The following is a 26,038-nucleotide window of genomic DNA, read 5'->3' on the forward strand; positions in this document are numbered from 1 at the left end:
TTTGGTATTACCTTTCAGAAGATGAGTTTTACTGCTTAAAGATACAAAATATTCAATTTTTCACAGACAATTAGTTTTATGATATTTTCGTCTGTTCTGCTGGAAACGATGAGTTTTTTCGATACCTGAAGCAGCTTTATCCCGCTGAGCTTGCATCTCTACTGCGTTTTCAATGTTGTATTTCGATATCAATGTCGTGGAGTTTCCAGCGGGAGCCAAAGAGGTTGCCTGCCAAACCTCCTGTAAACTGATATTCTATAGATTGCTGTTCTAAGTAATCCAGCAGAATATGGATTGCTTTTCTATGGTTTCAGATATTATTTCATCATCATTGGATTCTCCATTATTGCTTTATAAAAATATAGCCTCTTTTAGCAGCGCCCCAGACCTGTTTTCCGGAAGCGTCAAAACCCTGGTCCCAGGATTCAAGCATTCCTTTTTTCAAAATAATTTTTGTGGTTGCGTATTTTGCACCGCGTAAATCGGACGGACATTTATCTGCATCGGTTCCTCCCAGATAAGTATCACCCTGCTTTTTGAGGGTTACGGTACAGCCGTCTTTCAGTTCGATGAGGTCAAAAGTGAGCTTGTCTTTTTTCATTTTATCATTCTGCAGACCTGCGAAAGCAAGAGGATCTTTAATCGTATAGATTTCGCTTGTAAAAGTGTCTTTTGACGGATGCTGCAGGTGGTAAACCCTTTGCCGGTAAGGTTTGCCTGCGTTGGCGGCTACGGCCTGCTCTACATAAAGCCATTTTCCGTCTTTTCTTTCGGTCCAGATTGGGGTCATTACCAGGCTGATGTTGAAATAAGTGCTGTCGGCTTTAGATTGCAGTTCACTGGAAAACTTTCCGGTCATTAAAGAAGCAAGATCTTCGAGTTTGCGGTCCTTTTTTACTGAATCGGTTTTGTGAGCAGCCGTACAGCCGGCAATGATCAGAATCGTGATAAGTGAAATTAAATTTTTTTTCATGCGTATTTTTTAGAATTGCTTCCTGGTGAAAGCGGTTGAATTTATGTTCTCTCGGCTGTTTTATGCCGTTAATCTTTTTGATATACGGAAAGAAATAAAGCAGGCTTTGATTTTGTTTCAAAAGCAGAGGGGTAACTGTCGCCTTTTAAATTGTACACGATGGTAAGTTGCTTGCCTTCCAGTTTGTATAATGCGGTGAAATGTTTGTTTTTATTCACGCCTTCCTTTCCATAAATATCCATTTGCCCGTTTTTATACGTCAGGGTTCCTGTATCTACACTTTCTGCGGTGAGTGAATAAACGGTATCCTGAATAATAAGCTTCTGGGTACGGAAATAATTTTCCGGTAATTCTTTACCACCCATTTCCTGTTTTACTGGAGTCCAGTTGCCGTTGAGCTGGCTGTAGGGGTGTCAGTTTTGGGTAGCTGTACAGCTAATGATGAGCATAAGCACTGGCAGAATAAGGTAGTAATGTAAATTTTTCATTGTAATGTTTTTTTATCAGTGACAATTAATATTTTTTTTGGGAAACAGTCTCTGTTTTTACGATGCTGCCTAATTCTTTCATTCCAAGACCGTTTACTTTTGTAACCTTGTGTCCGGCTCTTATTGCTTCAAATTCTTCGGCAACAGCGTCATAGCCTTCGGGCGTAAGATATTCTACGGCGACTATGTAATCCCAGTCGCTGCTTTCGGAACTTTTGTTTTCATAGAGTTCGTACTGGCTTAATAATCCTTGTTTAACTGCTATACGATCCATTGCAAACCAGTTTTTTTCAAGGTAGATTTTCAAATTGGCCTTTTGGTTCTCCTGCGCTTTTAGATAGGTAAATGTCCAGATGTGGTTTGAATTATTTTGCGGTCCGCTTTTATTTGAAAGGCATGACTGAAAGAAAACCGTCAGCATGACTACCGGAATGAGGATATATTTATTTTTCATGCGTTTTATCTTTGTGTTTGTTTACAATACTATGAATTAAATAAAAGTACTCTGATGCCGTATTTTACTATTCGTCAATTCCGGAATTTAAAATTGAATGTACCTCGTTTTCAATGTCTTTTTTTTCTAAAATTTTTTCATCGTAGATGGTTTCGATTTTTGTTTTTTTCCAGAACGGAAAAAAGATGATATTTGAAGTACCGATATTTACGAGTGTGGAATCCGGATATTCAATTTCAACGGTTGTTTTAAACAGGGTATTGCCTTTGATATAATTTGTTGTTTTGATTCTGTTGGTCAGAAGATCAAGTGCCAGCAATACGCCTTCATCTAAATTTTTTTGTTCTTCGCTGAAATGGGTATGATTTAAACCGTAGCCCACCACGAATTCTTCAAAAGTTGCGGAAATCCAGAAGTTTGTTTCTCTGATGTTTAAGTATTCCGTTCCGTCCTTCTCTCTTGCATAATCAACTCTGTATCCTATTTTATCAAGGAGCAGGTTTCTGATTTGGTCAAATTTTTCCTGATTCTGTTTCATTTGTGTAATTGTTAAAATTCAAATTTACACATTACTGCTTTAATAGCAAGAGAAATTTTGCAAGTCATTTTTAATGTTCATATTTTACGACTGTAATTCCTTGATATCAGGTTTACTTCACACACCAATCTACCATCTAAGATAGGAATGGTAAGCTTAGTCATTTTTTCTTCATCAATTTTAGCAACCTCTTTAAAATTCCCTTAGGTTTTTGGTTTTTGTCGTGCTTTTTTCTCCAATTAACATTAAATCTTCCATTTATTTCTGCTTTTAAATCATCTGGCGGTATTGCAACCTTTACGTGAAATGGAGGAACTCCCGGATGCATCAATTGATGTAATTTTCTTATGCATTGTAAATTTTTTAACTGTAATATAACTAAGACCCCAAGGTGGTTTTTATTTATTACGCCTTTTCTTGGATACTTCTATTCAAAACCTTTTCTAAATCGTCAATTGTAAGTAAATCTTCAATAGTCTTCTGGATGCATTCCCTTGTCAGTTCCTTCACAAATAAATCCGGCGGTTTTTGGTAAAGCCCGTTTAGATTTTGTCCAGTTTTTTTGTCTTCCCCAATGGCCGTTTCCAGAAACTTATAGGTCCATACATTCAGGGCATAATGTCTCCCGTCTTCCATATCAACATGGATATTGCAGAATTCATTTTCTGTATTCCAGTTTGCGGGATCAACTTCTTCAAATTCCAGCCACAAGGTAAATTTCTTGTTTTGTGTATCTCTGCTTTTTAGCTGGTCATAAAGTTTTTTTAACTCTTTATTGTTTGCCCAGCCTTCACTTTCAGTCATGGCAATAATGAGAAAGTCTTTTGCTTCCTCAATGGTGTTTGCTTTTCCTTTAACAATTGCAGGGTTCCAGGGACTTTGTTCTTTGGGCATCTGGTATTCAATTATGAGATTTTTGTCGCCTATGCTATAAACTGTTACATACCAATCATCTTCCCAATTGTCTGTTGCCTGAATGACAAGCCTGTCATGGGAAGTCACTCCATATAATATAGTTTTTGTAAACGTTTGGTTGACCATGGAAATAAATTTCAGCATTGTTTTTCCTGTTTCATTTTCAATGAAAGTTGAATCTTCACCCGTTAATTCCTGATAGAATTCTTCGAGGGTCTCGCTTTTTTGTCCTGAATATCTAATAATGGGCATACGGATATTTAATATTGTTGAGTATACAAAGTTTCAGTATCTTAAAATCAAAGACTGCAAAACTGCCTGTCGGTTTTATTTAAGTTTTACAATATTAAAAAAAAATTAGAGTAATTCATTCGGTAACGAAGATATTATTATAACCCGTTGGGCATTTTGAAAAATTTTTGATACTAGGTTCGTCAATTCGAGTGTTTTTTCGCAGCAAAGTGGAGAAAAAATGTATCGGGAATGGAAGCTGTCTTCAAAATTATCAACCTCTCGATACGATTTTTTTTCAAAAATCTACTTGAAGTGACGGAAATGAATCAAAAGGCACAATGGATATTATTATAATAAAAAAGCACCTGCTTAACAGGTGCTCAATTGTAAGTTTAAATGTACTTAAGGAGTCGTTTCCCATTCAAATGACTTCTCGATACCCATTCGTACAGTGGCTACTTTTCCGGTACTGCCTGCAACATTGCTGTTGTTCAAAAAAGAGGTATTGCTCTCGTCTTTTAGTTTTACAAAATCCTGCATTTTAGCTTTGGTATAACCTGGGAACTCGGGATTGTAATCGATCTTTGTTTTATCATTGAGATCAACTTTAACCGCTTTCCATAAGTCGTAATTTTTACCATCTGCCCGAAGATCAAGAATAGCTCCCGGAAGACCGAAAAATTTAAAAGGACCAACAGAATACGGTATTTCCTTTGTAAAAAAGGCGGTTACAGGTGAACCCCGGAAATTGGCAGTCGCTTTAATACAGTCGTAACCAAGTATTTTTTTTGTCGTTTCTTTATCAATTACCCATTCTGTATGCGGAACTTTATCGTGTACAAAATAATAATCGTCAGCATTATCTTTGACAAATGTTGTAAAGAAGAAGTTTCTGTCTTTTGCAGTAGTATCGATCGTGGAAATAAAGTAAAAATCCTGACCTTTTTTATTGTTTTTATTAAAGGAAGGATCTGTCCACATGATATTACCGTCCTGTTTAGACATGACCCTTTTTCCATCTGTGTAAAGATCTTCGTACACATTTGCAACGGGTGATCTCACATTGAGATATTGAATATGTACCTGTTTTTGAGCAGATATCCATACTGAGAAAAGGGTTACAAGAAAAAGAAACTTATTCATATTTAAATATTTTTTGATGATGGCTTGATGAGGTGATTACAACCATGCAACGATACGAAATGTTTTTTAATTACAGTTGCGGGAATTCTTTTTGCCATTTTATTTAAATAACTCCTGTTTTACCCTTCCGGAGGTCTCCGGAAGTCTCCCACAACTTGCAGGAAACCAACGGAGGTCTACGGAAGTCTCCCACAACTTGCGGGAAACCTTCGGAGGTCTCCGGAAGTCTCGCGTAATCTGCGGGAAACCTCCGGAGGTGTACGGAAGTCCCGCGCAACCCTGCGGGAAACCAACTGCAATTGCAGGAGGTTACAAACAGGTATGTTTATAATAAAATGCAGTTGCAGGAAGTTACAAACAGGTGTGTTTATAACAAAATGCAGTTGCAGGAGATCTTGCGCAACCTGCAGGAAACCAAATGCAGTTGCAGAAAGTCTCCCGCAACTTGCGGGAAACAAAATGCGGTTTTCAATGATGCTGTTTTGCCACAGTAATGGTGAGTTTGTTTTTCTTTTGCTGGATGTGTACCGTTTTTCCTTTCCCGAAACCCAGGGCATCAAGCCATTTTCCTTTGAGGCGGATTTCAGGGACGGTGATCAGGCGGTGGGTACTTTTCTGGTACCGGGTGTGAATTTTAATTTTTCTTGAATTCATCATGGTGCTGTTTTTTGTTTTTTACTGGCTGTAAAGGCGGAAGCCCCGATCATTTCTGAACTTCCTGCCTGTACAAACCAAGGTAATATATAGAATTTGTGTTTTATTCAAAGCTTAATTTATGTAGCAAATATAAAATAATTTTTCAATTTGTAGGTTAATTAACCTACAAACTTTTATTATAAACTTTCCAAATTGCTGCTACAACGATCATCACAATGGATAGAAATGAATTTCGAATAGCTTTTGGAAAAAGAGTTGAAGAATTTAGAAAGAAGTTAGGATTGAGCTATCGACAGTTAGCTCAAAAATGTGATGTTGACCATAGTAATATCAGCAAAATTGAAAAAGGAGAAGTTGATGTAAGAATTTCTACCATACAGGAATTGGCGAAAGGCTTGGAAGTTCATCCGCAGGAATTGTTTGATTTTGAAATGGGTGAGAAACTTTGAGTAGATTAAGATGATTTCTATTAAATATATTAGTTAATAAAAAACAATTTCACTCAGAGTGGTAGATTTCGGAATGCTAAAACTGTCATTACACCACAAAATTGATGCAAGGGAGAATGTTCAATTAACCACGTCACCCAGTTTTCCTTTAGAACCTGCTGTCAATTTCAACATCTCTATTGAGTCCATTTAATAGATTTTCAAATGCTTCATTTGGTGTTTTTCCACCAGTCAAACTATAAATCAAGCTCTTAATATTAAACTTAGAATAAACTCCTTTTCTTGGGTTGTATAAACCTGCAAATTTCCAATTTTCATTTCCGCTTACTTGTCTTAAAGCGATGTAAATAAATAGTTGTTTTAAATCACTTGATTTGAAATTTCTGTTTACTGTTTTTATTTCAAACAATGAATCTCCAATTGAAATGTCTGCATATAAATCAGGAATGAAGCTATATCCTTTTAACTTCGGCCTAAATAATACGTCTTGCCCGCCCAATTTTTCAATAAATTCAATTGTGTTGTCTGCGATTGATATGATTTCGTGTTTTTCAATCTTTGAAATTGTCAAATCATTTTTAGAGTAATTACCAGACCTCCAAATACTCCTTGCGGTTTCTTCAATAATTTTACTTTTTTCTTTTTCGGTGAATGCGTTCAAAGGAGTTACCTGATTCAGAAAGGCAAATTCAGAAAGGTTAAAAGCAGCTTCTGAAACTAAGTCATACCTTACTTCTTCAACAGCAATTATTTGTTTTGTATTTATAGCTGTAATTTGTGTGTCATTGAACACACGAATGAAATTTGGTGTAAGTAATGGAAAATGCTGTTTCCATATTGCACTGAATTTTTCAGATATATCTCTTTCGCTTATCATACTAAAATGTTTTGCTTAGCTTGTTTTCTCAAAGCACACCAGTCTCTAAAAAGAGTTTCTTCCTTACTGAATAGTTTTTTGTTATCACCTCTCCAATGATGTCCCTCGTCACCTAAAAAATATGATGCATATATAACTGCTCTTCTTTCCCAAGTGGTCAATGTTGTAAAGTTGTTTTTTATATCAACAAGCCAATAATGACAGTTCCAGTTTGACATTGCAACAATTATTTGTCTCTTGATAAAATGATTTATTGGCATTTCAAATAATTTGACGAATAAGTATTCCTTTTCAGCAGAGTGTCTTATAGATAATATTTGTATTATATAGCTGATATTCATTTCTATTTTAGTTAAAAAGCTTTCAATGTTGAATAAGTTAATTAATGAACTATCGACCAAATCTTTACCCTCATTAATCAAATCATCATAAACACTTCTCACAGACCGCATAATTGAAGTGAAAACCGGAGAAAGTGTCACCAAGTTGTTTTGGTCAAGTAAGATTTTCACTGCTTGAACCTGGTTTTCAGGCGTCAATGCTTTTATAGCGTTTATAGCTTGCTTTGTAACAGTTTGGTCAATTCTTGTTTTGTTAACCTCCCTAGATAAAATACCTATAATATCAATTTCTCTTACGGCTTCTTTAAGTTGTTCATAATCTTCAACTGCTGTTGTTGAATAAGGATCGAATCGTATTGAAATATTTAGTAGTTTTTGTTCATCTTCTGCAACTTCCGAATTTGGTTGCGGGTCAAGAAATAGGTGTATTTCTTTGAATTCTTCGGATGTCATAATTTTAGTTTTATCCTTTTGCAAACCAAGTTGGTCGTTAGATAACTTTTCAGAGAGCAGAATTAATTTTTTATAAGCATCTGATTCACTTTCACAAAATATTGTGTAATCGTCTGCATACCTGCAAAAAACAATTCCTTTTGATTTTAAATGCTTATCCGTATGATTAAGAGCAAGCTCTGCTAAAATTCTTGAAGCAGGTCCACCAACTGGAAGTCCATATGAAATTGTCCCCGAGAATTTGCTAAGTATTTTCATTATTTTATCTTGCACCCTATTGTTGGGGTCAATTCGTTTTAATTCATTCTCTAATTTATGATGGTTAATTCTTGGATAAAAATTTGATATGTCTGTTTGTAAAACATAGTTGTAATCTTTTGAATACTCAATGCACTGTCTTTTGTAATCTATCCAAGTTGTATCCTTGAATAATGAGCCAGTTACCTCATCCCATTGATAGCGATATGAGAATACATTTTTTTCTTCTTCTTTAAGTCTTAGGTTTTCAATGTCTTGAGCAATTGATATAACGAGTCCCAAGAAATATGCATTCCAAAAAGGTTCAATCAATGTTGCTTGTCTGAATCCGTAATAGCCAACTTGACTTAGTTCAACTATCGTCAATGGTGGGGATAGTGCAATTGCATCTTCTAAATTATTGTGATAAGTATCTAAAATATCTAGTACTTTTTCTAACTTTTGTTCAAAAAGGTATCGTTCAAATGGAAACGGAAAAATATCCGTGTCACCATGTCGAATTATGTTTGTCAACGCTTTTTTAAAATTGTTTCTCATTTATTTTGATGTATTGTAGTCGTCTTAAAATTGGTGCTAACATCTAGATTACGCATTGCGCCAAATTTATATTTATAAATACGCTAATACTTGTAAATATTCTTAGCTTAATATTATGCTTTAATTTAAAATACTTTCTTCTAAAAGAAAAATTGGGAAGGAAAAATAAGAATTTGGTTGAAGTGCTTCACGGTTTATTTAGTTTTTTCAAATATAATTAAAATAATACAAAATAAAACTGTTCTGAAAATCAGATCAGTTAATATATTAAATTGTCGTTTTGATTATTTAATAACTTTTTGTAAAATTAAAATATTCAAATAATACTTCCTTACGGGAAACCGTATTTTAAACAAAAAAACCGCTCTGAAAAATCAGAACGGTTAGTATATTAATTTGCCTCGGTCGCTGACCGCGCTGTTACATCATTCCTGGCATTCCTCCGCCCATTGGCATAGCCGGTTCGTCTTTTTTCACTTCAGTGATCACACATTCTGTGGTTAATAACATTCCGGATACGGAAGCTGCGTTTTCAAGGGCCACTCTTGTTACTTTCGTAGGGTCAATGATTCCTGCTTCAAGCATGTTTACATACTCATCGGTTTTTGCGTTGTACCCGAAGTCATGTAATATCGTATAGTTTAGAACCTCTATCGAGTGCGATAATTTTATTAAAAAATTAATCTCGTTCCATTATACGGTACCAATTTTTTTCTAATTTCCAATTATATTCAGGTTTTACTTTTATTAGTTCTTCGTATTGCTTTTGTGTCTCATTATCATTTGTGAATATAAAATAAGTTTGTGGTGATTCGAAAAAGCCACGAGAAATCCAAAATTTGATAGTTTTTGTGCCTTCTGTTTTATTTTGATAAATCCAAATATCATTTCCGCCATTTGAAATAATGGGGAAGTCAAATGAAAGTTTACAAATACCATTATTCATTTTTGTATTTGGTTTCAATTTTTCTGTTAAAACATCTTTTACTATTTGATTGCGCTTATTATAAGAAATATTCCAGTCAATTTTTTCAATAATTGACTTTGGGATTTTGTTGAAATTGTAAAACGTTAGAACAAATAAACTCAATGTTACTGAAAGATTTATTATTCTGTTTGCCTTTATGTTTTTCTTTTCTTTGATTAATTTTATGACTTGTCTTACTGTTAAAATAAGCATAATTATACACACTAAAAGCCAGGAAAATGGTTGAACAAAATAGGGGAGATAAAAGTAGTCAGCAAAAGCAAAAACTAACCAGGTTATTATCAAAACTGCTATTTTTTTTGTCATTCAATTCTTTATTAAATTTTGTATATCATTAGTTCATCGATTGCCGATAACATTCAAATTTACGTATTACGCCCATATATAATGTCTACAATTACAAATAACATTTCAAGTAGAAAGTCCATTGGATTTTCTATATTAAAAACCGCTCTGAAAAATCAGAACGGTTAGTATATTAATTGCCTCGGTCGCAGACCGCGCTGTTACATCATTCCTGGCATTCCTCCGCCCATTGGCATTGCCGGTTCGTCTTTTTTCACTTCAGTGATAATTAGGTTAACCATAGTTTTTTTCTCTTCGAACTTTGACAATATTTGGAATATATTTATTTTTATCTTCTCCATCCTTAAAGCCTAATCTATTATAAATATTTCCTCCAATACCAGGAATAACTTCTCCCTGTGCATTGACTTCGTTATCCTTAGCAAAATATAAATATTTAAATTTAGAACTAATTTGAGGGTCAAATTCTTTATTTAAAAATTCTTCAGCTTTATCATAAATTACCGGAGCAACAATAATGATTTTTTTTGGATTTATTTTATTTATCAAATAAGTTAAATTAGTTCTAACAACACATGAAGTGTAAATTATAGACTTACAGATAATGAGTGTATCACATTCTTCAATTTGTTCAATATATTGTTTAACTATTGGAGCAATGGTTAAATCTTTATCACCAAAAGCTTGAGTTCTATAATTCCAAAAAATAGCTAGTCTTATATTACTTTTTTGTTTAAGATTTTCTATAAAGGCTTTCCCTAAATAATCTGCATCTTCATTTGTACAGGAGAATACTACATTATCTGTGAAACTGACATAATTCCTAATATGTTTGGATAATTTTATTCCAATATTATACAATGCTTCAGAATATTCCTTTGGAGAAGAATTTCTATTTTCTAAGACATTGAAATCATTGATAATTTCATTGTCATTTTTTGCATATTTAGTATAAATTCTCATTACGAAATTATATTTTCTAAAGTTATAAAATCTTTTGGATTTATTTTAATAATTTCTTTTTCTATAATTTTAAATTCAGAGCTACCTAATTGATAGGGAATAACACCACTATCGCTTGATTTATATTGCCAAGTGAAATAATTGTTGTGAACCACAAATTTAAAATCAGGAATTGAACTTATTATTCTATGAACTTCATCACTAAGCTGATTGTTTTCTCGACTTTTAATAAAAGCATAACCTGTGTGTTCTATATTTTTATACAGATTTTCAATACAAATATTTTTTTTATTTGACGCATTCCAAACTCCTAAAATAGTAGCCGCTAAACTTTCTAATTTATCTACTGAAGGAGAATCGATAGCACATAATGCCAGTAATTCTTTTTTAAATAAAGTGTCATTAATAATTTGATTCTGTATACTATCGTTGTATGGGAACATTATAATATCAGTAGAGCTTCTTAGTTGTTTCGGCAATCTTTTTTTAAGATTATTCTTTAATATATCATTCGAAACAACAAGATATAAATTGTAAGAATTCTTTTTAAATTTTTCAATTCTGCTTTGAATTGAAAAATCGAAATTTAAAGTTTTCAGCTTCCTTGCCAGTCCCCAATCTAATTTTTTACTTGTCTTAAGTTGAAAAATATGACGATGATTTTTAATTGTTATAACCAAATCATCTACAAATGAATTTTCCTACGAAGAAAAGTATATTTGTTCATAGTCTGTTTTATAATTATTAAATGATTCTAATAATTTATATGTTGTATAAAAGTTTTCATACTTATTACCTCTTTCATTAATTTCTCCACCGCGTAATTTATTATCTAAATATTTCTGAATATTTTTTGTTAATCTCATTGTTTACAATAATTTAACATTATGACTAATAACCAAATATACAAATTTGTCTAGCAAAATTAATCGATTTCGAATTTATATTGCTTATAAGATTTCTGCAATTGTATCTCAAATTATCTTTTGAATAAAAAAAACCGCTCTGAAAAATCAGAACGGTTAGTATATTAAATTGCCTCGGTCGCTGACCGCGCTGTTACATCATTCCTGGCATTCCTCCGCCCATTGGCATAGCCGGTTCGTCTTTTTTCACTTCAGTGATCACACACTCAGTGGTTAATAACATTCCGGATACGGAAGCTGCGTTTTCAAGAGCTACTCTTGTTACTTTCGTAGGGTCAATAATTCCTGCTTCAAGCATGTTTACATACTCGTCGGTTTTTGCATTGTACCCGAAGTCACCTTGTCCTTCTGCTACTTTCGCAACGATTACAGAACCTTCACCACCTGCGTTGGCAACGATTTGTCTCAATGGCTCTTCGATCGCTCTTTTCACGATTTTGATACCGGTAGTTTCGTCAGAGTTGATACCTGTAAGGTTTTCCAACGCAGCAATGGCTCTTACCAAAGCAACACCACCTCCTGCAACGATACCTTCTTCAACGGCAGCTCTTGTAGCGTGAAGCGCATCATCCACTCTGTCTTTTTTCTCTTTCATTTCCACTTCAGAAGCAGCACCTACGTAAAGAACGGCAACACCTCCGGCTAATTTAGCCAGTCTTTCCTGAAGCTTTTCTCTGTCGTAATCGGAAGTTGTGGTTTCCATCTGCGCTTTGATCTGGTTTACTCTGCCTTTGATCTTGCTGTCTTCACCACCACCGTTTACGATCGTTGTGTTGTCTTTATCGATAGAAACTTTTTCAGCAGTTCCCAGCATATCCAAAGAGATGTTTTCCATAGTGAAACCTTGCTCTTCAGAGATTACCTGTCCGCCGGTTAAGATGGCGATATCTTCCAACATTGCTTTTCTTCTGTCCCCGAATCCAGGTGCTTTAACGGCAGCAATTTTAAGAGAACCTCTTAATTTGTTTACTACCAAAGTAGCTAAAGCTTCACCTTCCACTTCTTCAGAGATGATCAATAGAGACTTACCTCCCTGAGCAATCGGCTCAAGAACAGGAAGCAATTCTTTCATGGAAGAGATTTTTTTCTCAACCAGAAGGATGTATGGATTCTCCAGTTCAGCCAGCATTTTCTCAGGGTTGGTCACGAAATACGGTGACTGGTAACCTCTGTCAAACTGCATTCCTTCTACAACGTCTACGGTTGTATCGATTCCTTTTGCTTCTTCTACGGTGATTACTCCTTCTTTACCTACTTTTCCGAACGCTTCAGCGATCAAAGCACCGATGGTTTCGTCGTTGTTCGCAGATACGGAAGCCACCTGTTTTACTTTATCGGTAGAATCTCCCACTTCCTGAGACTGGGATTTCAGGTTTTCAACAACCGCTGTTACCGCTTTGTCGATTCCTCTTTTCAGATCCATCGGGTTAGCTCCTGCCGCTACGTTCTTAAGACCTTCTCTTACGATAGCCTGAGCCAATACAGTTGCGGTAGTAGTACCGTCACCTGCGATGTCATTGGTTTTGGAAGCTACTTCCTTCACCATCTGAGCACCCATATTTTCTACTTTGTCTTCAAGTTCGATTTCTTTAGCCACAGAAACCCCGTCTTTGGTAACGTGAGGCGCACCGAAAGATTTTTCGATTACCACGTTTCTCCCTTTTGGACCTAATGTTACTTTTACTGCATTAGCTAATGCATCAACCCCTCTTTTTAAAGCGTCTCTTGATTCAATATCGAATTTTATTTCTTTTGCCATTGTTTTAAGCTTTTGGCGATTTGCTTTTAGCTTTTGGCTTCAGCAATTCGCGGTTTATTTTATAATTTGATTTTAATTTCCGTTTAGCCTGTTCCAAAGGGTTACAAGCTTCTTTTTTAAGGTTGTTAATCCGGATAAAAGATTTTGATAATCATTTTCCTCAATGTAATCCAAATCTTTAGCAAGAATTAATTGGTTTTCTGCTTCGTTGGATGATCCCAGCGCAATATTGATGAAATTAGCAAACTCTTTATCTGAATTTCTTCCGCTTCCTTCCGAAATATTATAACCGATGGAAGCAAATGATCTTCTGATTTGAGAGGTCAACCCAAATATTTCTTCCTTTGGAAAATTTTTGGTTGAGGTATAAATTTTTAAAGTCAGTTGATGGCTTATTTGCCAAACTTCAAATTTCCTGAAATCTCTCATTTACTATTTTCAATGCTGGAAAGCCATCTGCCAGAAGCAAAAAGCTATTAGCCAATTATTCCTAGTAAGTCTCCCTCTTTTACAATTAAATAATCTTTTCCTTCCAGCTTTAATTCAGAACCTGAATATTTCCCGTAAAGAACTTTGTCACCTACCTGAACAGTTGTAGGCTCATCTTTTTTCCCGGGACCTACTGCCACCACAGTACCTTCCTGCGGCTTTTCTTTTGCGGTGTCCGGAATAATAATACCTGAAGCTGTTTTAGTTTCTGCAGCGATCGGCTCGATCAAAACTCTGTCTGCTAATGGTTTAAAGTTTACTGACATAATATATTTAATTTTTTAATTATTCTGTCTTGTAACTCGCTAATTGTATGCCAAGCGGGATAAAATAAAATTTTGGCAGACTTATTTTGGCGGAGCGGAAATTTTGGCAGAAAAACAAATTTTGCTCTAAATGAAATATATTTAAATAAAAGTGATTTGTGATTGAAAATAAATTATATTTTTGCGTAAAATTTATCAAAAATAGCTTTAAATGAAGAAAATTCTATTGATTGCGTCAATGAGTCTTTGCGGCATGGGTGTTTATGCGCAGACTACTGTTGAACCGGAATTTATTGGTGAGTGTATGGTACTGAAACCTGATCAGAGTACAGTGCTTTTAGAAAAACATATGACACAGACGCGTTCAGCAATGAACGCAGGAATGGTGATCACGGGTTTCGGAAGTATAAAATCTAAATTGCAAATTGAAGGTTGTTGTTCTGCTACAAAATTAAAAGCGGGTGATGATATCCAGTTTATTGTACGGGCGGTCGATAACAATACGGATCCAATGGCAATAATTAAGATTTTTGAATTCGATTCAAGCAAGAAATTCAGAAGGGCTGAGCTGGCATCTGTAAATACGTTTGGAACTACAAAAACAAATAAACTGCATTATCTGAACTTTACAGGAAAAAAATACGGACAAAGCTCATATCTTATTACTTTGAAAGATAAGCCTCCCGGAGAATACGGCATTACCGTAATGAATCCGAATTCACTGGATGAGAAAAGTACGATTATAGCAACCTTTTCAATTCTATAAAACAACGAGGCTGTTTCCGAATACACGAAACAGCCTCTTTTGTTATAAGTATCAATGTATTTATTTCATTCTCTCATTGTATGCGATGAAAAAACTGTAGCAGATCGTTTTATTGAAGTGTACCATTCAGCAGAAAAAAACCTCCGGAAATCTCCGGAGGTTCTTATATTATTTAAGACATTTTCTGTTATAGTCATCTACAAGATTTAAGTAAGGTTGCATTCCATATTCAGCATCAATTTTCATTTGTAAAAAATCTTCTTCAGCTTTATCTTTTGTATTTTTACGAATCTCTTTCTTTTTTTCTTCTTTATCGTAATACATTTGTTTTTGATCTTTGGTGAGTCGCTTTTCAAAAACTTTCATGATTTCATCAATATTTTCCTGGAACTGCGGACATTCTTTTGTTGATTCTTCCAAAGCTTTTTTAAATTTTCCTTCAAGTTTTCCCAAGTTAAAAAGATTCATCCTGTTAATATCAAAAGGAAGATATGCATACTCACTATCGGAATGTTTCAGATATGGAATAAATAACGTTGTCAGGTATCTTGTTGCAGGGCCTCTGGAATAAGGTGACTGCTGGCCAAAAGCAATAAGTGTAATTCCATATAAACTTAGCTTGCCTTCCTGTTCTAAAGGTAAGATGACGGTCTTATTCAAATCCACAACTTCATTCTTTGAGTTGATCGTTTTAAGTTTCATTTTATCATAAACAAGCCTTTCTGTACCATTTTTGTTTAGAATTACAATTCTTTTTACATCTGCAATATTTATTTTTTGAATTGCTGAATTTGATTCCTCTTTGAATTTAAAATCTTTAACTTCAAAAGCAAGCCTTTTTTCAATTGAAGTTATAGACTGAAGATCGGAAGTTGAAAATCTTCCAATCTTAAAATCCTGCAGAAATCCTGTTTTAATATCTCCGTTTTCTAAAATAATTTCGGCTGAAACAATAGGTTTTTTTCCAAAATAGATATCAGCCTGTCCAAATAAGAAATGAGATGTCAGGATTAAAACAAATAAAAAAAAGTTTTTCATGAGGATCTTTATTTAGTTTTTCTTTCCTGCAGCCTGCATCGGGTTTACTTTTCCGTTGGAAGCGCCTCTTGCATTTCCGCCTTCTTTTTGCTTGAACAATTCAAACTTAGAAACCTGGGCATTTCCGCCGTCGTTGCTCCATAAGTTATTGGAAGTGTCAATATCGGCAGTTTCCCTCATCGGGTCAAGCTGGATGGATTTCAGTTTCTTGTCAAAATAATATGTCTTGGAAACTTTCTGTTCGTTCAGTCTCCAGATTTGCGCGGAAGACTTATCAGTCAGTTTTGTGCCGTCTTCAAAGGTGAATTCAAGAATAATCGGCATCACCAATCCGCCTTTATTAGCGAAATCAATTTGGTAAGCGGTAAGATTTTTAAACTTGTCTTTTTCTTTTTGCGTTAAAGGTTCGGTTCCTTCAAATTTGAAAGAATATTCTTTGTTGTTATCTACTTTTTCCTGTCCGCGGTCGTATCGGTAATAGAAGTCCTGTGCATCTTTATCTTTCTCTACGTAGAACGTGATGTTTTTATCTTCCCTGTTTCTGATTTTAGAAATATCTTCAAATTCGTTCAGGGCAGGCTTATCTACCTTATACTTCGTTTCTTTGGCTTCTCTTGGAGGTGTATTCAGATCAGGAGTTGCAATGGTTACCTTGTCAATAGCAATATCTACAGGATCTGTTCCATAGAACCATCCTCTCCAGAACCAATCCAGGTCTTCACCGCTTGCGTCTTCCATTGTTCTGAAAAAATCTGCCGGTTCAGGATGTCTGAAAGCCCATCTTTTAGCATAGGTTTTAAATGCTTTGTCAAAAAGCTCTCTTCCCATGATGGTTTCACGGAGAATGTTTAATCCTGTTGCCGGTTTTGAATAGGCATTCGGACCAAACTGAACAATGTTTTCCGAATTCGACATGATCGGTTCCAGCTGGTCTTTCGGAAGCTTCATATAATCTACAATGGTCCATGCCGGACCTCTTTTTGACGGGAATTTATTATCCCATCTTTCTTCGGTAAGATATTCTACAAAAGTATTCAGCCCTTCATCCATCCAGCTCCATTGTCTTTCATCCGAATTGATGATCATCGGGAAGAAGTTGTGTCCTACTTCGTGAATCACTACGCCCAGCATTCCGTTTTTAATTCCCTCCGAATAGGTTCCGTCTTTTTCTGTTCTTCCGTAGTTGAAGCAGATCATTGGGTATTCCATCCCGTTGGCTGCTTCTACAGATTGTGCGACAGGATACGGATAAGGAATGGTAAACTCCGAATACGTTTTGATCGTGTGCGCTACTGCTTTAGTTGAGTATTTTCTGTATAAATTGTATGCTTCTTTCGGGTAGAAGCTCATCGCCATTACTTTGTTGTTATTTTCAGGAATAAGGACGCCCATTCCGTCCCAAACGAATTTTCTTGAAGAGGTCCATGCAAAATCTCTTACGTCATTGGCTTCAAACGTCCATGTTTTTCTCTGTTTTGAATGGTTTTTCTCTGCTTTTTTGGCTTCATCCAGCGTTACGATTTCTACAGGTTCTGCTGAAGTTTTGGATTTGTTATATCTTGCTAACTGCTCTGAAGTTAATACCTGGTCGTAGTTTTTACATTCTCCCGTTCCGCCTACGACATGATCAGCCGGTACATTCATCGAAACTTTAAAATTCCCGAAAACCAGTGCGAATTCACCTCTTCCCGTAAACTGATGATTCTGCCATCCGTGGAAATCGCTGTATACGCACATTCTAGGATACCATTGGGTCATCGTATAAAGGTCGTTCCCGTCTTCAGGGAAGTTTTCGTAACCTCCGCGACCGCCCATTTTCATTCTGTTCGGGATGTTGTAATTCCAGTCTATTTTGAAAACAAACTTTTCTCCTTTTTTAAGCACTTTCGGTAAATCAATACGCATCATGGTTTTGTTTACCGTATACTTTAAAGGATTTCCTGAAGCGTCTGTTACTTTTTCAAGATTCACGCCGTATCCGTTATCCGAAACAGGAAGTTCGGTAGGGCGTAATTGCTGATCGTTTGAAGCTTTCGGAAGGGTAGAGGAGTATGGAAAGTCTGCCTTTTTTACGCTTGACTGCTGGTTTTCATCCAGCTGCAGCCAGATGTAATCAAGATCATCAGGAGAATTGTTGTAATAGGTTATGGTTTCGGAACCTTTGAGATTTCTCTTGTCTTCATCGAGGTAAGCCGTAATGTCATAGTCGGCTTTGTTTTGCCAGTATCCGTGACCGGGCGCTCCTGAAGCGGTTCTGTAAATATTGGGGGTGGGAAGGATGGTCCCAAGCTGTTCGAATTTATTTCCGTGATTGCTCCCGGGATTATTCTGAATATTTTGTGCGGTGAAACCTGTATATGCAAATACAGAAAGGGAAAGTATGACAACTTTTAGTTTCATAACCGAAATTGTTTTAAAGATTTTCAAATATAATAATAAGTAGCTGAAAAACTGAAAATGTTTCAGCCTTAAAAAGGAATTCTTTCTAAAGTCATTTTTAAGGATAAGGCAAAGACTCCTGAAGACACGAAAAGAACCCAGTCTTTCTGATTGACCTTGAAAACTTTAAGTAAAATAAACAGAATCATTAAAATTCCAAAGACAATGGCAATTTGTCCCAGTTCCAGCCCAATATTGAACCCTAAAAGAGGAACGGCAATACTCTGGCTTTTGGCAATCATCACTCTTGCGGTATTCGCAAAGCCCATCCCGTGAATGAGTCCGAAAATTAATGCTAAGTAATAATTGGCGTTATTTTGAGACTTCTTTTTATTTCGGGTGAAAATATTATTCAGAGAAGTTAAAACAATCGTCAGCGGAATAAGAAATTCTACCCAGGCGGAATTGATTCTTATGATGTCAAAAGTACTTAACGCTAATGTAATAGAGTGTCCTATTGTAAAGGCGGTGACAAGAATCAAAATTTTCTTGAGATCGTTAAAAGAATAAACAGCAATTAAAGCTAAAACAAAAAGCTGATGATCGAGCGCATCCAGAGAAATAATATGTTCCCAGCCGAGATTCAGATAGAATAAAAAATCCTGCATTTTTTCCAATATTTTTTTGAAATGCGATGATACAAAATTTATTTTAACTTTGTGTAAAATTGAAGTGATGAACCTTACAATAGAAATAGATAACAAAGAAGATTATTTTTTCGTCAAACAACTTTTAGAAAGATTGAAAGGGGTAAGAATTGTTAAGAATGATTATGAAACGGTTGAAGGTCTGCCCTCTCATGTCTTTGAAGAGATCGAAAAATATGGAGAATCGCTGAAGAATGATGATATGATTTCAAAAAAAGATTTCTTTAAATTTATTGATGAAGAAATATGCAGGTTAAATTCTCAGAAATAGCTAAAAAGACTTTAACCGAAAATATAGAATTTCTTAGGAAGGTATGGACTAATCGTGAGATTATAATTTTTTTAGAAGATGTTAAAAGAATAACAAATGATCTGGAAAATGGGAAGTATTCTCAATTTCAAAATTCTTTTCAAAAAACTAAAAGTGTATTAATCGGCAAAAAGCATGTAAGAATGTTCTTCCGCAAAGAAAATGATACTCAAATCAAAGTTCTTCTGTTTTTCGATATGCGCCAAGATCCACAAAAAATCCTTGAATTATTACAATGAAAAAACTGTTTTTCTTTCTTTCCGTTCTCATTATATTTTTCTCTTTTACGGAGCTGAAACATCCTTATCATGTAGGTTCCGTAGAAATCAATTACAATCAGAAATCAAAAACTTTTGAAATTACAGGTCGTTTTTTTTTGGATGATCTGGAAAACGCACTTAATAATAAATATGGAAAGTCGCTGCATTTCAATGATCCCAAATTCAAATCCCAACTCAACGAATCTCTTAAAAATTACTCTTCAGAATACTTTAAGCTAAAAGGCAACAATAAATTCCTAAATGTAAACTTTGTAGGGTACGAAGAAGACCACGAATCAGTAAATGTTTACCTCGAATCCGAAAAGATAGACAATCCAAAAAAAGTAGAGGCTGCAGTGAGTTTTTTATATAATTTATTTGATGATCAGATCAATATTGTACACATTATCGTCAATGGAAACAGGAAAAGCGAGAAAGTGACCTACCCGAATCGCTACTTATTTCAACAGTTTTAAATTAATTTTCCAGCTGTAAAAGAGCGTTAATACCTTTTGCATGTTCCATGAGATCGGGAAAAAAGTCATCATAGCATTCCTGGAGGAAACTTTTATTCCTTAAAAAAGCATCATGGACAGGAATATCAGTTTCTAAATATTTTGCTTTGTTTAAAACGTTTCTCATGCTGTAACCGATGTTTTTCTCGAAACGGTAATTATACAGCCAGTCGCCTTCTTCCATTTTTTCAAGCATTCTTCTGAAATTTTCGGGAAGAAATTCATAGTTTTCATTCAGGACACCATACACTTTTCGGGAATGATTTTTCCAGCCTTCCAAAGAATTCAGACTTAGGTCATTGGCTACAAAATAATCCATCGAAACATCCACAAAAGCTCCGGCATACAATCTTACCAAAGGCGCAAAAACTTTTTTCGCTTCATGAATGGCGGGATGAGCATCTGTAAAAGTATCAATCGCGCGGTGTAAAGTGATCCCATCCTGAATATCTTTCGGAAAAGAATAACGGTCTCTGTTTTTAATAAAATCCTCCAAAAACTGACCGACAATCTGCCCGTCGGTGAAAGTAAGGAATGAATGAGCCAGGTAATTCATAGCGTGAAGATAAGAAATTTCCTGCAGAGCACTGTTAGAGCTCAAAGCTCTAACAGTGCTCTCTTCTGCTATCTTTCCAGCAAAGCTTTAATTGCGTCCAAAGAGATCAATGGATCATTAATTCCATTTTTAATACTAAATAATGACGAATAGCGATAATTTTCTGCATTCATGCTGATTCCGTGTTTTACCGGATTGTTATGGATGTAATGAATGGTATTGATTAATTGCTCATGAGTGTTTATCAATTTCCTTCTGAACGGCAATTCAAACAATTTTCCCGTTCTTTCATAATGTTTATTGATAGCCTGGGTATAGCTGTTAAACATATTAGAAAATTGCTGACTTATGATCTTAGACACTTCAATTGTGTCTTTGTGAGGGAATATTAGTCGGATTTCCTTTTCTGATTTAATCGCAACAAGAATGTGAAAATGATTTTGTAGCAAGCAATATGCATAGATATTGACAACTGAAGATATTTTAGATTCCATTAATTTGATAAAATAATGATAATTTCTATCATTAAAAAATATCTTTTGACTATTAATTCCTCTGTTGAAGATATGATAGAAGCATTCTGCCTCTAAAGGGTAAATGTTTTTTTTCATGCGTGTGTTTTTTAGTTTGGCAAAGGCCAAGGCTGTTAGAGCTTTAAGCTCTAACAGCCTTTAGAAAAGCCGTTCATGGAAGTCTTCAATTTTGCTTACTTCCTCAATTTTAATTCCGAATTTTTTCTTGGAAAGTTTATTTAAATTAGAAATAAAAATTTTCTCGTACCCTAATTTTTCAGCTTCTGTAATTCTCTGTTCCGCCTGTGCAATCGGACGAATTTCACCGCTTAAGCCTATTTCTCCTGCAAAACAGTAATGTTCGGAAATTGCAATGTCTTCATTGGACGAAAGAATAGAAGCGACAACCGCTAAATCCAAAGCCGGATCATCGGTTTTTATTCCGCCTGTAATATTTAAGAAAACGTCTTTTGCACCCAGCTGAAATCCCGCTCTTTTTTCGAGAACGGCAAGAAGCATGTTTAATCTTTTGGCATCAAAACCTGTGGAACTTCTTTGCGGGGTTCCATAAACGGCCGTACTTACCAAAGCCTGAATTTCCAACAGCATCGGGCGGTTTCCTTCTAAAGTCACAGCTACTGAATTTCCGGAAAGCTCTTCAAATTTTTTGGTAATCAGGATTTCAGAAGGATTTTTGATTTCTTTTAATCCCTGGGAAACCATTTCATAAATTCCAATTTCCGAAGTGGATCCGAAACGGTTTTTGTTTGCTCTCAATAATCTGAAAAGATGATTTCTGTCGCCATCGAAATTCAACACTACATCTACCATGTGTTCCAGAACTTTTGGACCGGCAATCTGTCCGTCTTTGGTAATATGACCCACTAAAAATACGGGAACATTGTTTTCTTTGGCGTATTTAATGATTTCATTCGAGCACTCCCGGATTTGTGAAACCGTTCCCGGCGAACTTTCAATCAGTTGTGACTGCAACGTCTGAATAGAATCGATGATTACAAAATCAGGTTCCAGTTTTTTGGCTTCGTGAAGAATCTTTTCAAGACTGGTTTCTGTAAAAAGGAAACAGTTAGGATTCTGAATATCCGTTAACCGATCTGCTCTCATTTTAATCTGGGAGGCACTTTCTTCACCCGAAACATAGAAGATTTTTTTCTTCATTTTCAGGGCGAGCTGTAACAGTAGAGTAGATTTACCGATTCCCGGTTCGCCTCCTATCAGGGTAACGGATCCTAAAACAATTCCGCCGCCCAAAACGCGGTTGAGTTCCTCTGAAGGAGTTTTGATTCTCGGTTCTTCGCTGGTCTCAACTTCTATGATATTGATGACGTGCTGTTTTGATTTTGAAAACGGAGGTGTTTTTGATGAGATTTTTTCCACTACTTCTTCCACCAGAGTATTCCACTGTCCGCAGTTCTTGCACTGTCCCATCCATTGGGAATATTGTGTTCCGCAGTTCTGACAGAAATATGCTGTTCTGAGTTTTGCCATACTGCGAAGTTCAAAATTTTTTTTGAATTTTTCTTTCGAATTTTAGTTAATTTTCAGGTATGAAAAATATTTTTTTGAGTTTGATGGTTTTTGTGGTAATGTCACTTTTGCATGCGCAATTGACGGACTGGGCTGTGAGATACCTGCGTTTACCCGGAGGAGAATATGGAATGTATTCGCTTTTAATTCTTTTTTTCTGCTCTGTTATTACTGCAATTGGTTTGGTAACGGTGATTATTTTCCGAAAACATTATTATTCAGTTCTACGGATTGCCATTTTGTTTGAAATTATTTATTTGGTGTTTTTAATAATTTCAGGAAATAATCCTTTCATTTATTCTTCAGATTCAAATAATGAAAATCTTCTGCAAATTTTCATGTTTGTAATTTCATTGGTCATCTTATTTATAATGTATCTCATTCACTTACTCCATTCCAAAATAATTTTAAAAAAAACTAAAAACTAACATACATCAATAATATTTTGTAATAACAAGCTTACCTTTGTCATATAATTTTAATCTAAAAAATAGATTCAATGAAAAAAGTATTTTTAACTTTTGTATTTGCACTTTTAAGTGTTGTAGGCTTTGCCCAGACAGGATGGCAGGTAGATCCGATGCATTCTTCCGTTAATTTTAATATCAAACATATGGGCATCAGCTTTGTTCAGGGAAGGTTTGATAAGTTTGACGGTAAGGCTGTTACCAAAGGAAATACCCTTGATAATGCGGAACTGAGCTTTAATGTGAATGTAAGCTCAATCAACACCGGTGTTGAGATGAGAGATAATCACCTGAAAAGTGCGGATTTCTTCGATGCAGAGAAATTTCCTTCCATGAGTTTTGTAACAAGTTCAGTTGTTAAAGAAAAAAACAATTCTTATGTGGTTAAAGGAAAATTAACAATAAAAGATGTTACCAAAGAAATAAGCGTTCCTGTTACTTTCGGTGGGGTTACCAAAAACCAGCAGGGTAAAGAAGTGATGGGCTTCCAGGCTTCATTTAAAGTAAACCGCCTGGATTACAATATTAAATATGATCCTACGGGAGCCGGTGTTGCAAAAGACGTTGATGTTAACTTATATTTTGAGTTAGTTAAGCAATAATTTTCATCTATAAATTTGATTTAGAAAAAGGTTTTCAGTTTGCTGGGAACCTTTTTTATTGATTTTCTGTGAGAAGATCAAGATAGGTTTTTCTAAACTGATGTATTCATTTTTCCAGTCCTGAGCGGTTTTATCCATTTTTTCAAACTTAACATTTGAAACTTCAATTTCTTCGAGATGGTCTACCGTATTTCTATCTTCAATATGGTCAAAATATTCAGCATACCAAACATTAAGAAGCTTGTCTGAAATTTCGATGTACAGTTGTTCTCCAATCAGGCTTTTAAAAGTCATATGGTAGTTTAAAACATTTTCTTTGAAATGAACAGAAATACATTCGTAATAATCATGATGACGATCTGTAAAATATGTGTTAAGATGATTATTTTTCCAGATTGATAGATTGTCGAATTTTAATAATAAACCATTTTCAGGTAAAAGTTCGACATTTTTCAGATAAACTAATTTATTAAGAATTTTCATTATTAAACTTTATAGTCCCTAAAATACATAATCAAATTTTAATACAAAATTGCTTTGTATTTCTTTTTCCCATAACTTTGCATAAACCTAATCTAATGAGTAAAAAGAATACTAAGTACATCTTTGTGACAGGAGGTGTAACTTCATCTTTGGGAAAGGGAATCGTTTCAGCTTCTCTTGGACTTCTGCTAAAATCACGTGGCTTCAATGTAACTATTCAAAAGCTTGATCCTTATATCAATATTGATCCGGGAACTTTGAATCCTTATGAACACGGAGAATGTTATGTAACCGAAGATGGTGCGGAGACGGATCTGGATTTAGGTCACTACGAGCGTTATCTTGATGCTCCTACTTCTCAAAACAACAATGTTACCACCGGGAAAATTTATCAGACAGTCATTGAAAAAGAAAGAAAAGGAGATTTCCTTGGAAAAACGGTTCAGGTAATTCCTCATATCACCAACGAAATTAAGCGAAGAATTAAAATTTTATCCAAGCAGAACTACGATATTATCATTACGGAAATCGGAGGAACTGTAGGAGATATTGAATCTTTGCCATATATCGAAACAGTTCGCCAGCTGAAATGGGAACTTGGTGAGAAAAATTCGATGGTAATTCACCTTACTTTGCTGCCTTATCTGGCTTCCAGCGGAGAATTAAAGACAAAACCTTCGCAGCATTCTGTTCGCCAGTTAATGGAAAGCGGAATTATGGCAGATGTTCTCGTTTGCAGAACAGAACATAAAATCCCGAAAGACCAGAGAGCAAAATTGGCTCAGTTCTGTAATGTTCCTTTGGATAATGTGATCGAATGTAAAGATTTGGAAACAATCTATGAAGTTCCGATGTATCTTCAGAAACAGAATTTTGACGATGTGGTTCTCAAAGAACTGGATCTTAAAAGTGATAAAGAAGCGGATCTAAAAGATTGGAAATCGTTCCTGAAAAAATTCCAGAATCCTAAAAAATCAGTGGAAATTGCTTTGGTTGGGAAATATGTATCTCTTCAGGATTCCTATATTTCCATTGCGGAAGCTTTTAAACACGCAGGGGCAGATCTGGAAACGGAAGTAAAAGTAAGATGGGTCTATAGTGGAGATTTAACCCAGGAAAATATTAAAGAAACATTAGCCGGCGTTTCGGGGATTCTTATTGCTCCGGGCTTCGGAGACAGGGGAATTGAAGGTAAGGTTCTTACCGCTCAGTATGCAAGAGAAAATAAAGTTCCTATGCTGGGAATTTGTTTAGGAATGCAGATTATGACCGTTGAATTTGCCAGAAATGTTTTAGGTTATACCAAAGCCAACTCCATGGAATTCGATACTTCTACCGAACATCCTGTAATTTCATTAATGGAAGAGCAGAAGAATGTGGTAGATAAAGGCGGGACCATGCGTCTGGGAGCATGGAAATGTTCTTTGAAAAATAGTTCTAAGCTAAATGATATTTACGGAACTAAAAACATCACGGAAAGACACCGTCACAGATATGAGTTCAATAGTGATTACATCGGTGAATTTGAAAAGAACGGCTTTCTGGCAACAGGTATAAATCCTGAAACAGGTTTGGTTGAAGCGCTTGAAATGCCTGGTCATCCTTTCTACGTTGGCGTACAGTATCATCCGGAATATAAGAGTACGGTAGCAACACCGCATCCTTTGTTTAGAGCTTTCATTAAGGCTTGTACATCGAAATAATAACTTGTCAGACAACCTTCAGGGTTTCAAAAATTTTGAAGGTCTGGAGAATATAAAGTAATTGAATACTTAAAACGTTATTATTAATAAACTCAGACTGATTATTCTCAGCCTGAGTTTATTATATAGTAACACAGTATTGTATAGAGGTTTGATAAAAAAACAGTATTTTTGTCGA

The 26,038-nt window shown here is 35.2% G+C and carries 32 protein-coding genes and 1 pseudogene; 9 read left to right on the forward strand and 24 right to left on the reverse strand.

Annotation, left to right across the window (positions count from 1 at the left end; all coding sequences use genetic code 11):
- Nucleotides 1-343: 343 nt before the first annotated feature.
- From ACYT6F_RS08370 to ACYT6F_RS08400, 7 genes are all read right to left on the reverse strand, one after another.
- Nucleotides 344-973, reverse strand: a complete 630-nt coding sequence (locus ACYT6F_RS08370; RefSeq protein ID WP_472600736.1) for a chromophore lyase CpcT/CpeT — start codon at nucleotides 971-973, stop codon at nucleotides 344-346.
- A 68-nt stretch (nucleotides 974-1,041) separates the two neighbouring features.
- Nucleotides 1,042-1,338 carry a hypothetical protein gene (locus ACYT6F_RS08375; protein ID WP_472600737.1) on the reverse strand — a complete coding sequence of 99 codons (297 nt, stop codon included), beginning with the start codon at nucleotides 1,336-1,338 and terminating at the stop codon, nucleotides 1,042-1,044.
- A 148-nt stretch (nucleotides 1,339-1,486) separates the two neighbouring features.
- Nucleotides 1,487-1,915, reverse strand: a complete 429-nt coding sequence (locus ACYT6F_RS08380; protein ID WP_472600738.1) for a hypothetical protein — start codon at nucleotides 1,913-1,915, stop codon at nucleotides 1,487-1,489.
- 67 nt (nucleotides 1,916-1,982) lie between these two features.
- Entirely contained in the window at nucleotides 1,983-2,453 is a 471-nt protein-coding gene (locus ACYT6F_RS08385; RefSeq protein WP_472600739.1) for a hypothetical protein, read from the reverse strand.
- A 160-nt stretch (nucleotides 2,454-2,613) separates the two neighbouring features.
- A complete protein-coding gene (locus ACYT6F_RS08390; protein ID WP_472600740.1) occupies nucleotides 2,614-2,784 on the reverse strand; it encodes a hypothetical protein in 171 nt (56 codons plus the stop codon).
- A gap of 74 nt (nucleotides 2,785-2,858) precedes the next feature.
- Nucleotides 2,859-3,620: a hypothetical protein gene (locus ACYT6F_RS08395; protein WP_472600741.1), complete on the reverse strand. Its 762-nt coding sequence runs from the start codon at nucleotides 3,618-3,620 to the stop codon at nucleotides 2,859-2,861.
- Between the two features lie 384 nt (nucleotides 3,621-4,004).
- Nucleotides 4,005-4,745, reverse strand: coding sequence for a GLPGLI family protein (locus ACYT6F_RS08400; RefSeq protein WP_472600742.1), 741 nt, complete (start codon nucleotides 4,743-4,745; stop codon nucleotides 4,005-4,007).
- 91 nt (nucleotides 4,746-4,836) lie between these two features.
- On the opposite strand from ACYT6F_RS08400, the gene ACYT6F_RS08405 reads away from it, so the two are divergent.
- Nucleotides 4,837-5,076: a hypothetical protein gene (locus ACYT6F_RS08405; protein ID WP_472600743.1), complete on the forward strand. Its 240-nt coding sequence runs from the start codon at nucleotides 4,837-4,839 to the stop codon at nucleotides 5,074-5,076.
- A 137-nt stretch (nucleotides 5,077-5,213) separates the two neighbouring features.
- Here the strand turns inward: ACYT6F_RS08405 and ACYT6F_RS08410 are convergent, their stop codons facing one another.
- Nucleotides 5,214-5,402 carry a SymE family type I addiction module toxin gene (locus ACYT6F_RS08410; protein WP_472600744.1) on the reverse strand — a complete coding sequence of 63 codons (189 nt, stop codon included), beginning with the start codon at nucleotides 5,400-5,402 and terminating at the stop codon, nucleotides 5,214-5,216.
- Nucleotides 5,403-5,617: 215 nt separating this feature from the next.
- Between ACYT6F_RS08410 and ACYT6F_RS08415 the strand changes: the two genes are divergently transcribed.
- Nucleotides 5,618-5,851, forward strand: coding sequence for a helix-turn-helix domain-containing protein (locus ACYT6F_RS08415; protein ID WP_472600745.1), 234 nt, complete (start codon nucleotides 5,618-5,620; stop codon nucleotides 5,849-5,851).
- 148 nt (nucleotides 5,852-5,999) lie between these two features.
- Here the strand turns inward: ACYT6F_RS08415 and ACYT6F_RS08420 are convergent, their stop codons facing one another.
- From ACYT6F_RS08420 to ACYT6F_RS08460, 9 genes and pseudogenes are all read right to left on the reverse strand, one after another.
- Nucleotides 6,000-6,728 (reverse strand): hypothetical protein, encoded by a 729-nt coding sequence (locus tag ACYT6F_RS08420; protein WP_472600746.1) that lies wholly within the window; start codon nucleotides 6,726-6,728, stop codon nucleotides 6,000-6,002.
- On the reverse strand, nucleotides 6,725-8,317 hold the full coding sequence (locus ACYT6F_RS08425; protein WP_472600747.1) for a reverse transcriptase domain-containing protein: 1,593 nt from the start codon (nucleotides 8,315-8,317) through the stop codon (nucleotides 6,725-6,727). Before ACYT6F_RS08425 ends, ACYT6F_RS08420 begins: the two co-directional genes overlap by 4 nt.
- Nucleotides 8,318-8,737: 420 nt before the next feature.
- Nucleotides 8,738-8,944: pseudogene (gene groEL, locus ACYT6F_RS08430) on the reverse strand (chaperonin GroEL); the annotation flags it as partial.
- Between the two features lie 52 nt (nucleotides 8,945-8,996).
- Nucleotides 8,997-9,611, reverse strand: coding sequence for a hypothetical protein (locus ACYT6F_RS08435; protein ID WP_472600748.1), 615 nt, complete (start codon nucleotides 9,609-9,611; stop codon nucleotides 8,997-8,999).
- A 273-nt stretch (nucleotides 9,612-9,884) separates the two neighbouring features.
- On the reverse strand, nucleotides 9,885-10,574 hold the full coding sequence (locus ACYT6F_RS08440) for a hypothetical protein (protein ID WP_472600749.1): 690 nt from the start codon (nucleotides 10,572-10,574) through the stop codon (nucleotides 9,885-9,887).
- Nucleotides 10,574-11,254 (reverse strand): hypothetical protein, encoded by a 681-nt coding sequence (locus tag ACYT6F_RS08445; RefSeq protein ID WP_472600750.1) that lies wholly within the window; start codon nucleotides 11,252-11,254, stop codon nucleotides 10,574-10,576. Before ACYT6F_RS08445 ends, ACYT6F_RS08440 begins: the two co-directional genes overlap by 1 nt.
- 379 nt (nucleotides 11,255-11,633) lie before the next feature.
- Nucleotides 11,634-13,259 (reverse strand): chaperonin GroEL, encoded by a 1,626-nt coding sequence (groL, locus tag ACYT6F_RS08450; RefSeq protein WP_472600751.1) that lies wholly within the window; start codon nucleotides 13,257-13,259, stop codon nucleotides 11,634-11,636.
- 72 nt (nucleotides 13,260-13,331) lie between these two features.
- On the reverse strand, nucleotides 13,332-13,688 hold the full coding sequence (locus ACYT6F_RS08455) for a four helix bundle protein (RefSeq protein WP_472600752.1): 357 nt from the start codon (nucleotides 13,686-13,688) through the stop codon (nucleotides 13,332-13,334).
- A gap of 47 nt (nucleotides 13,689-13,735) precedes the next feature.
- Nucleotides 13,736-14,014, reverse strand: coding sequence for a co-chaperone GroES (locus ACYT6F_RS08460; RefSeq protein WP_040997294.1), 279 nt, complete (start codon nucleotides 14,012-14,014; stop codon nucleotides 13,736-13,738).
- A 211-nt stretch (nucleotides 14,015-14,225) separates the two neighbouring features.
- Between ACYT6F_RS08460 and ACYT6F_RS08465 the strand changes: the two genes are divergently transcribed.
- Nucleotides 14,226-14,780 carry a hypothetical protein gene (locus ACYT6F_RS08465; protein WP_472600753.1) on the forward strand — a complete coding sequence of 185 codons (555 nt, stop codon included), beginning with the start codon at nucleotides 14,226-14,228 and terminating at the stop codon, nucleotides 14,778-14,780.
- Between the two features lie 168 nt (nucleotides 14,781-14,948).
- On the opposite strand, the gene ACYT6F_RS08470 is transcribed toward ACYT6F_RS08465, so the two are convergent.
- The 3 genes from ACYT6F_RS08470 to ACYT6F_RS08480 all read right to left on the reverse strand — a co-directional run bounded on the left by ACYT6F_RS08470 (nucleotide 14,949) and on the right by ACYT6F_RS08480 (nucleotide 18,865).
- Nucleotides 14,949-15,818, reverse strand: coding sequence for a hypothetical protein (locus tag ACYT6F_RS08470; RefSeq protein ID WP_472600754.1), 870 nt, complete (start codon nucleotides 15,816-15,818; stop codon nucleotides 14,949-14,951).
- A 12-nt stretch (nucleotides 15,819-15,830) separates the two neighbouring features.
- Nucleotides 15,831-18,218: a M1 family metallopeptidase gene (locus ACYT6F_RS08475; RefSeq protein ID WP_472600755.1), complete on the reverse strand. Its 2,388-nt coding sequence runs from the start codon at nucleotides 18,216-18,218 to the stop codon at nucleotides 15,831-15,833.
- 68 nt (nucleotides 18,219-18,286) lie between these two features.
- The gene (locus tag ACYT6F_RS08480) at nucleotides 18,287-18,865 is read right to left on the reverse strand and encodes a HupE/UreJ family protein (RefSeq protein ID WP_472600756.1); all 579 of its coding nucleotides are present in this window, start codon (nucleotides 18,863-18,865) and stop codon (nucleotides 18,287-18,289) included.
- Between the two features lie 67 nt (nucleotides 18,866-18,932).
- On the opposite strand from ACYT6F_RS08480, the gene ACYT6F_RS08485 reads away from it, so the two are divergent.
- Genes ACYT6F_RS08485 through ACYT6F_RS08495 form a run of 3 tightly spaced genes read left to right on the forward strand, consistent with a single transcriptional unit; the run spans nucleotide 18,933 to nucleotide 19,950 of the window.
- Nucleotides 18,933-19,175, forward strand: coding sequence for a hypothetical protein (locus ACYT6F_RS08485; protein WP_472600757.1), 243 nt, complete (start codon nucleotides 18,933-18,935; stop codon nucleotides 19,173-19,175).
- Nucleotides 19,151-19,453 (forward strand): hypothetical protein, encoded by a 303-nt coding sequence (locus ACYT6F_RS08490; protein ID WP_472600758.1) that lies wholly within the window; start codon nucleotides 19,151-19,153, stop codon nucleotides 19,451-19,453. The genes ACYT6F_RS08485 and ACYT6F_RS08490 overlap by 25 nt, the downstream gene beginning before the upstream one ends.
- Nucleotides 19,450-19,950, forward strand: coding sequence for a DUF6702 family protein (locus tag ACYT6F_RS08495; protein ID WP_472600759.1), 501 nt, complete (start codon nucleotides 19,450-19,452; stop codon nucleotides 19,948-19,950). Before ACYT6F_RS08490 ends, ACYT6F_RS08495 begins: the two co-directional genes overlap by 4 nt.
- Before the next feature lies 1 nt (nucleotide 19,951).
- Here the strand turns inward: ACYT6F_RS08495 and ACYT6F_RS08500 are convergent, their stop codons facing one another.
- From ACYT6F_RS08500 to radA, 3 genes are read right to left on the reverse strand one after another with little or no spacing between them, the layout of a single operon-like run.
- Nucleotides 19,952-20,590: an acyl carrier protein phosphodiesterase gene (locus ACYT6F_RS08500; protein ID WP_472600760.1), complete on the reverse strand. Its 639-nt coding sequence runs from the start codon at nucleotides 20,588-20,590 to the stop codon at nucleotides 19,952-19,954.
- Between the two features lie 23 nt (nucleotides 20,591-20,613).
- A complete protein-coding gene (locus ACYT6F_RS08505) occupies nucleotides 20,614-21,156 on the reverse strand; it encodes a transposase (protein ID WP_472600761.1) in 543 nt (180 codons plus the stop codon).
- A 60-nt stretch (nucleotides 21,157-21,216) separates the two neighbouring features.
- On the reverse strand, nucleotides 21,217-22,566 hold the full coding sequence (gene radA, locus ACYT6F_RS08510; protein ID WP_472600762.1) for a DNA repair protein RadA: 1,350 nt from the start codon (nucleotides 22,564-22,566) through the stop codon (nucleotides 21,217-21,219).
- A 59-nt stretch (nucleotides 22,567-22,625) separates the two neighbouring features.
- Here radA and ACYT6F_RS08515 point away from each other — a divergent pair, with 59 nt between their 5' ends.
- Nucleotides 22,626-23,033: a hypothetical protein gene (locus ACYT6F_RS08515; protein ID WP_472600763.1), complete on the forward strand. Its 408-nt coding sequence runs from the start codon at nucleotides 22,626-22,628 to the stop codon at nucleotides 23,031-23,033.
- Between the two features lie 71 nt (nucleotides 23,034-23,104).
- Nucleotides 23,105-23,674, forward strand: coding sequence for a YceI family protein (locus tag ACYT6F_RS08520; protein WP_472600764.1), 570 nt, complete (start codon nucleotides 23,105-23,107; stop codon nucleotides 23,672-23,674).
- 3 nt (nucleotides 23,675-23,677) lie between these two features.
- On the opposite strand, the gene ACYT6F_RS08525 is transcribed toward ACYT6F_RS08520, so the two are convergent.
- Nucleotides 23,678-24,157, reverse strand: a complete 480-nt coding sequence (locus tag ACYT6F_RS08525) for a hypothetical protein (RefSeq protein WP_472600765.1) — start codon at nucleotides 24,155-24,157, stop codon at nucleotides 23,678-23,680.
- Between the two features lie 95 nt (nucleotides 24,158-24,252).
- On the opposite strand from ACYT6F_RS08525, the gene ACYT6F_RS08530 reads away from it, so the two are divergent.
- The gene (locus ACYT6F_RS08530; RefSeq protein ID WP_472600766.1) at nucleotides 24,253-25,860 is read left to right on the forward strand and encodes a CTP synthase; all 1,608 of its coding nucleotides are present in this window, start codon (nucleotides 24,253-24,255) and stop codon (nucleotides 25,858-25,860) included.
- The last annotated feature ends 178 nt before the right edge of the window (nucleotides 25,861-26,038 follow it).

It is taken from the genome of Chryseobacterium sp. NG-CE01, from assembly GCF_055695505.1.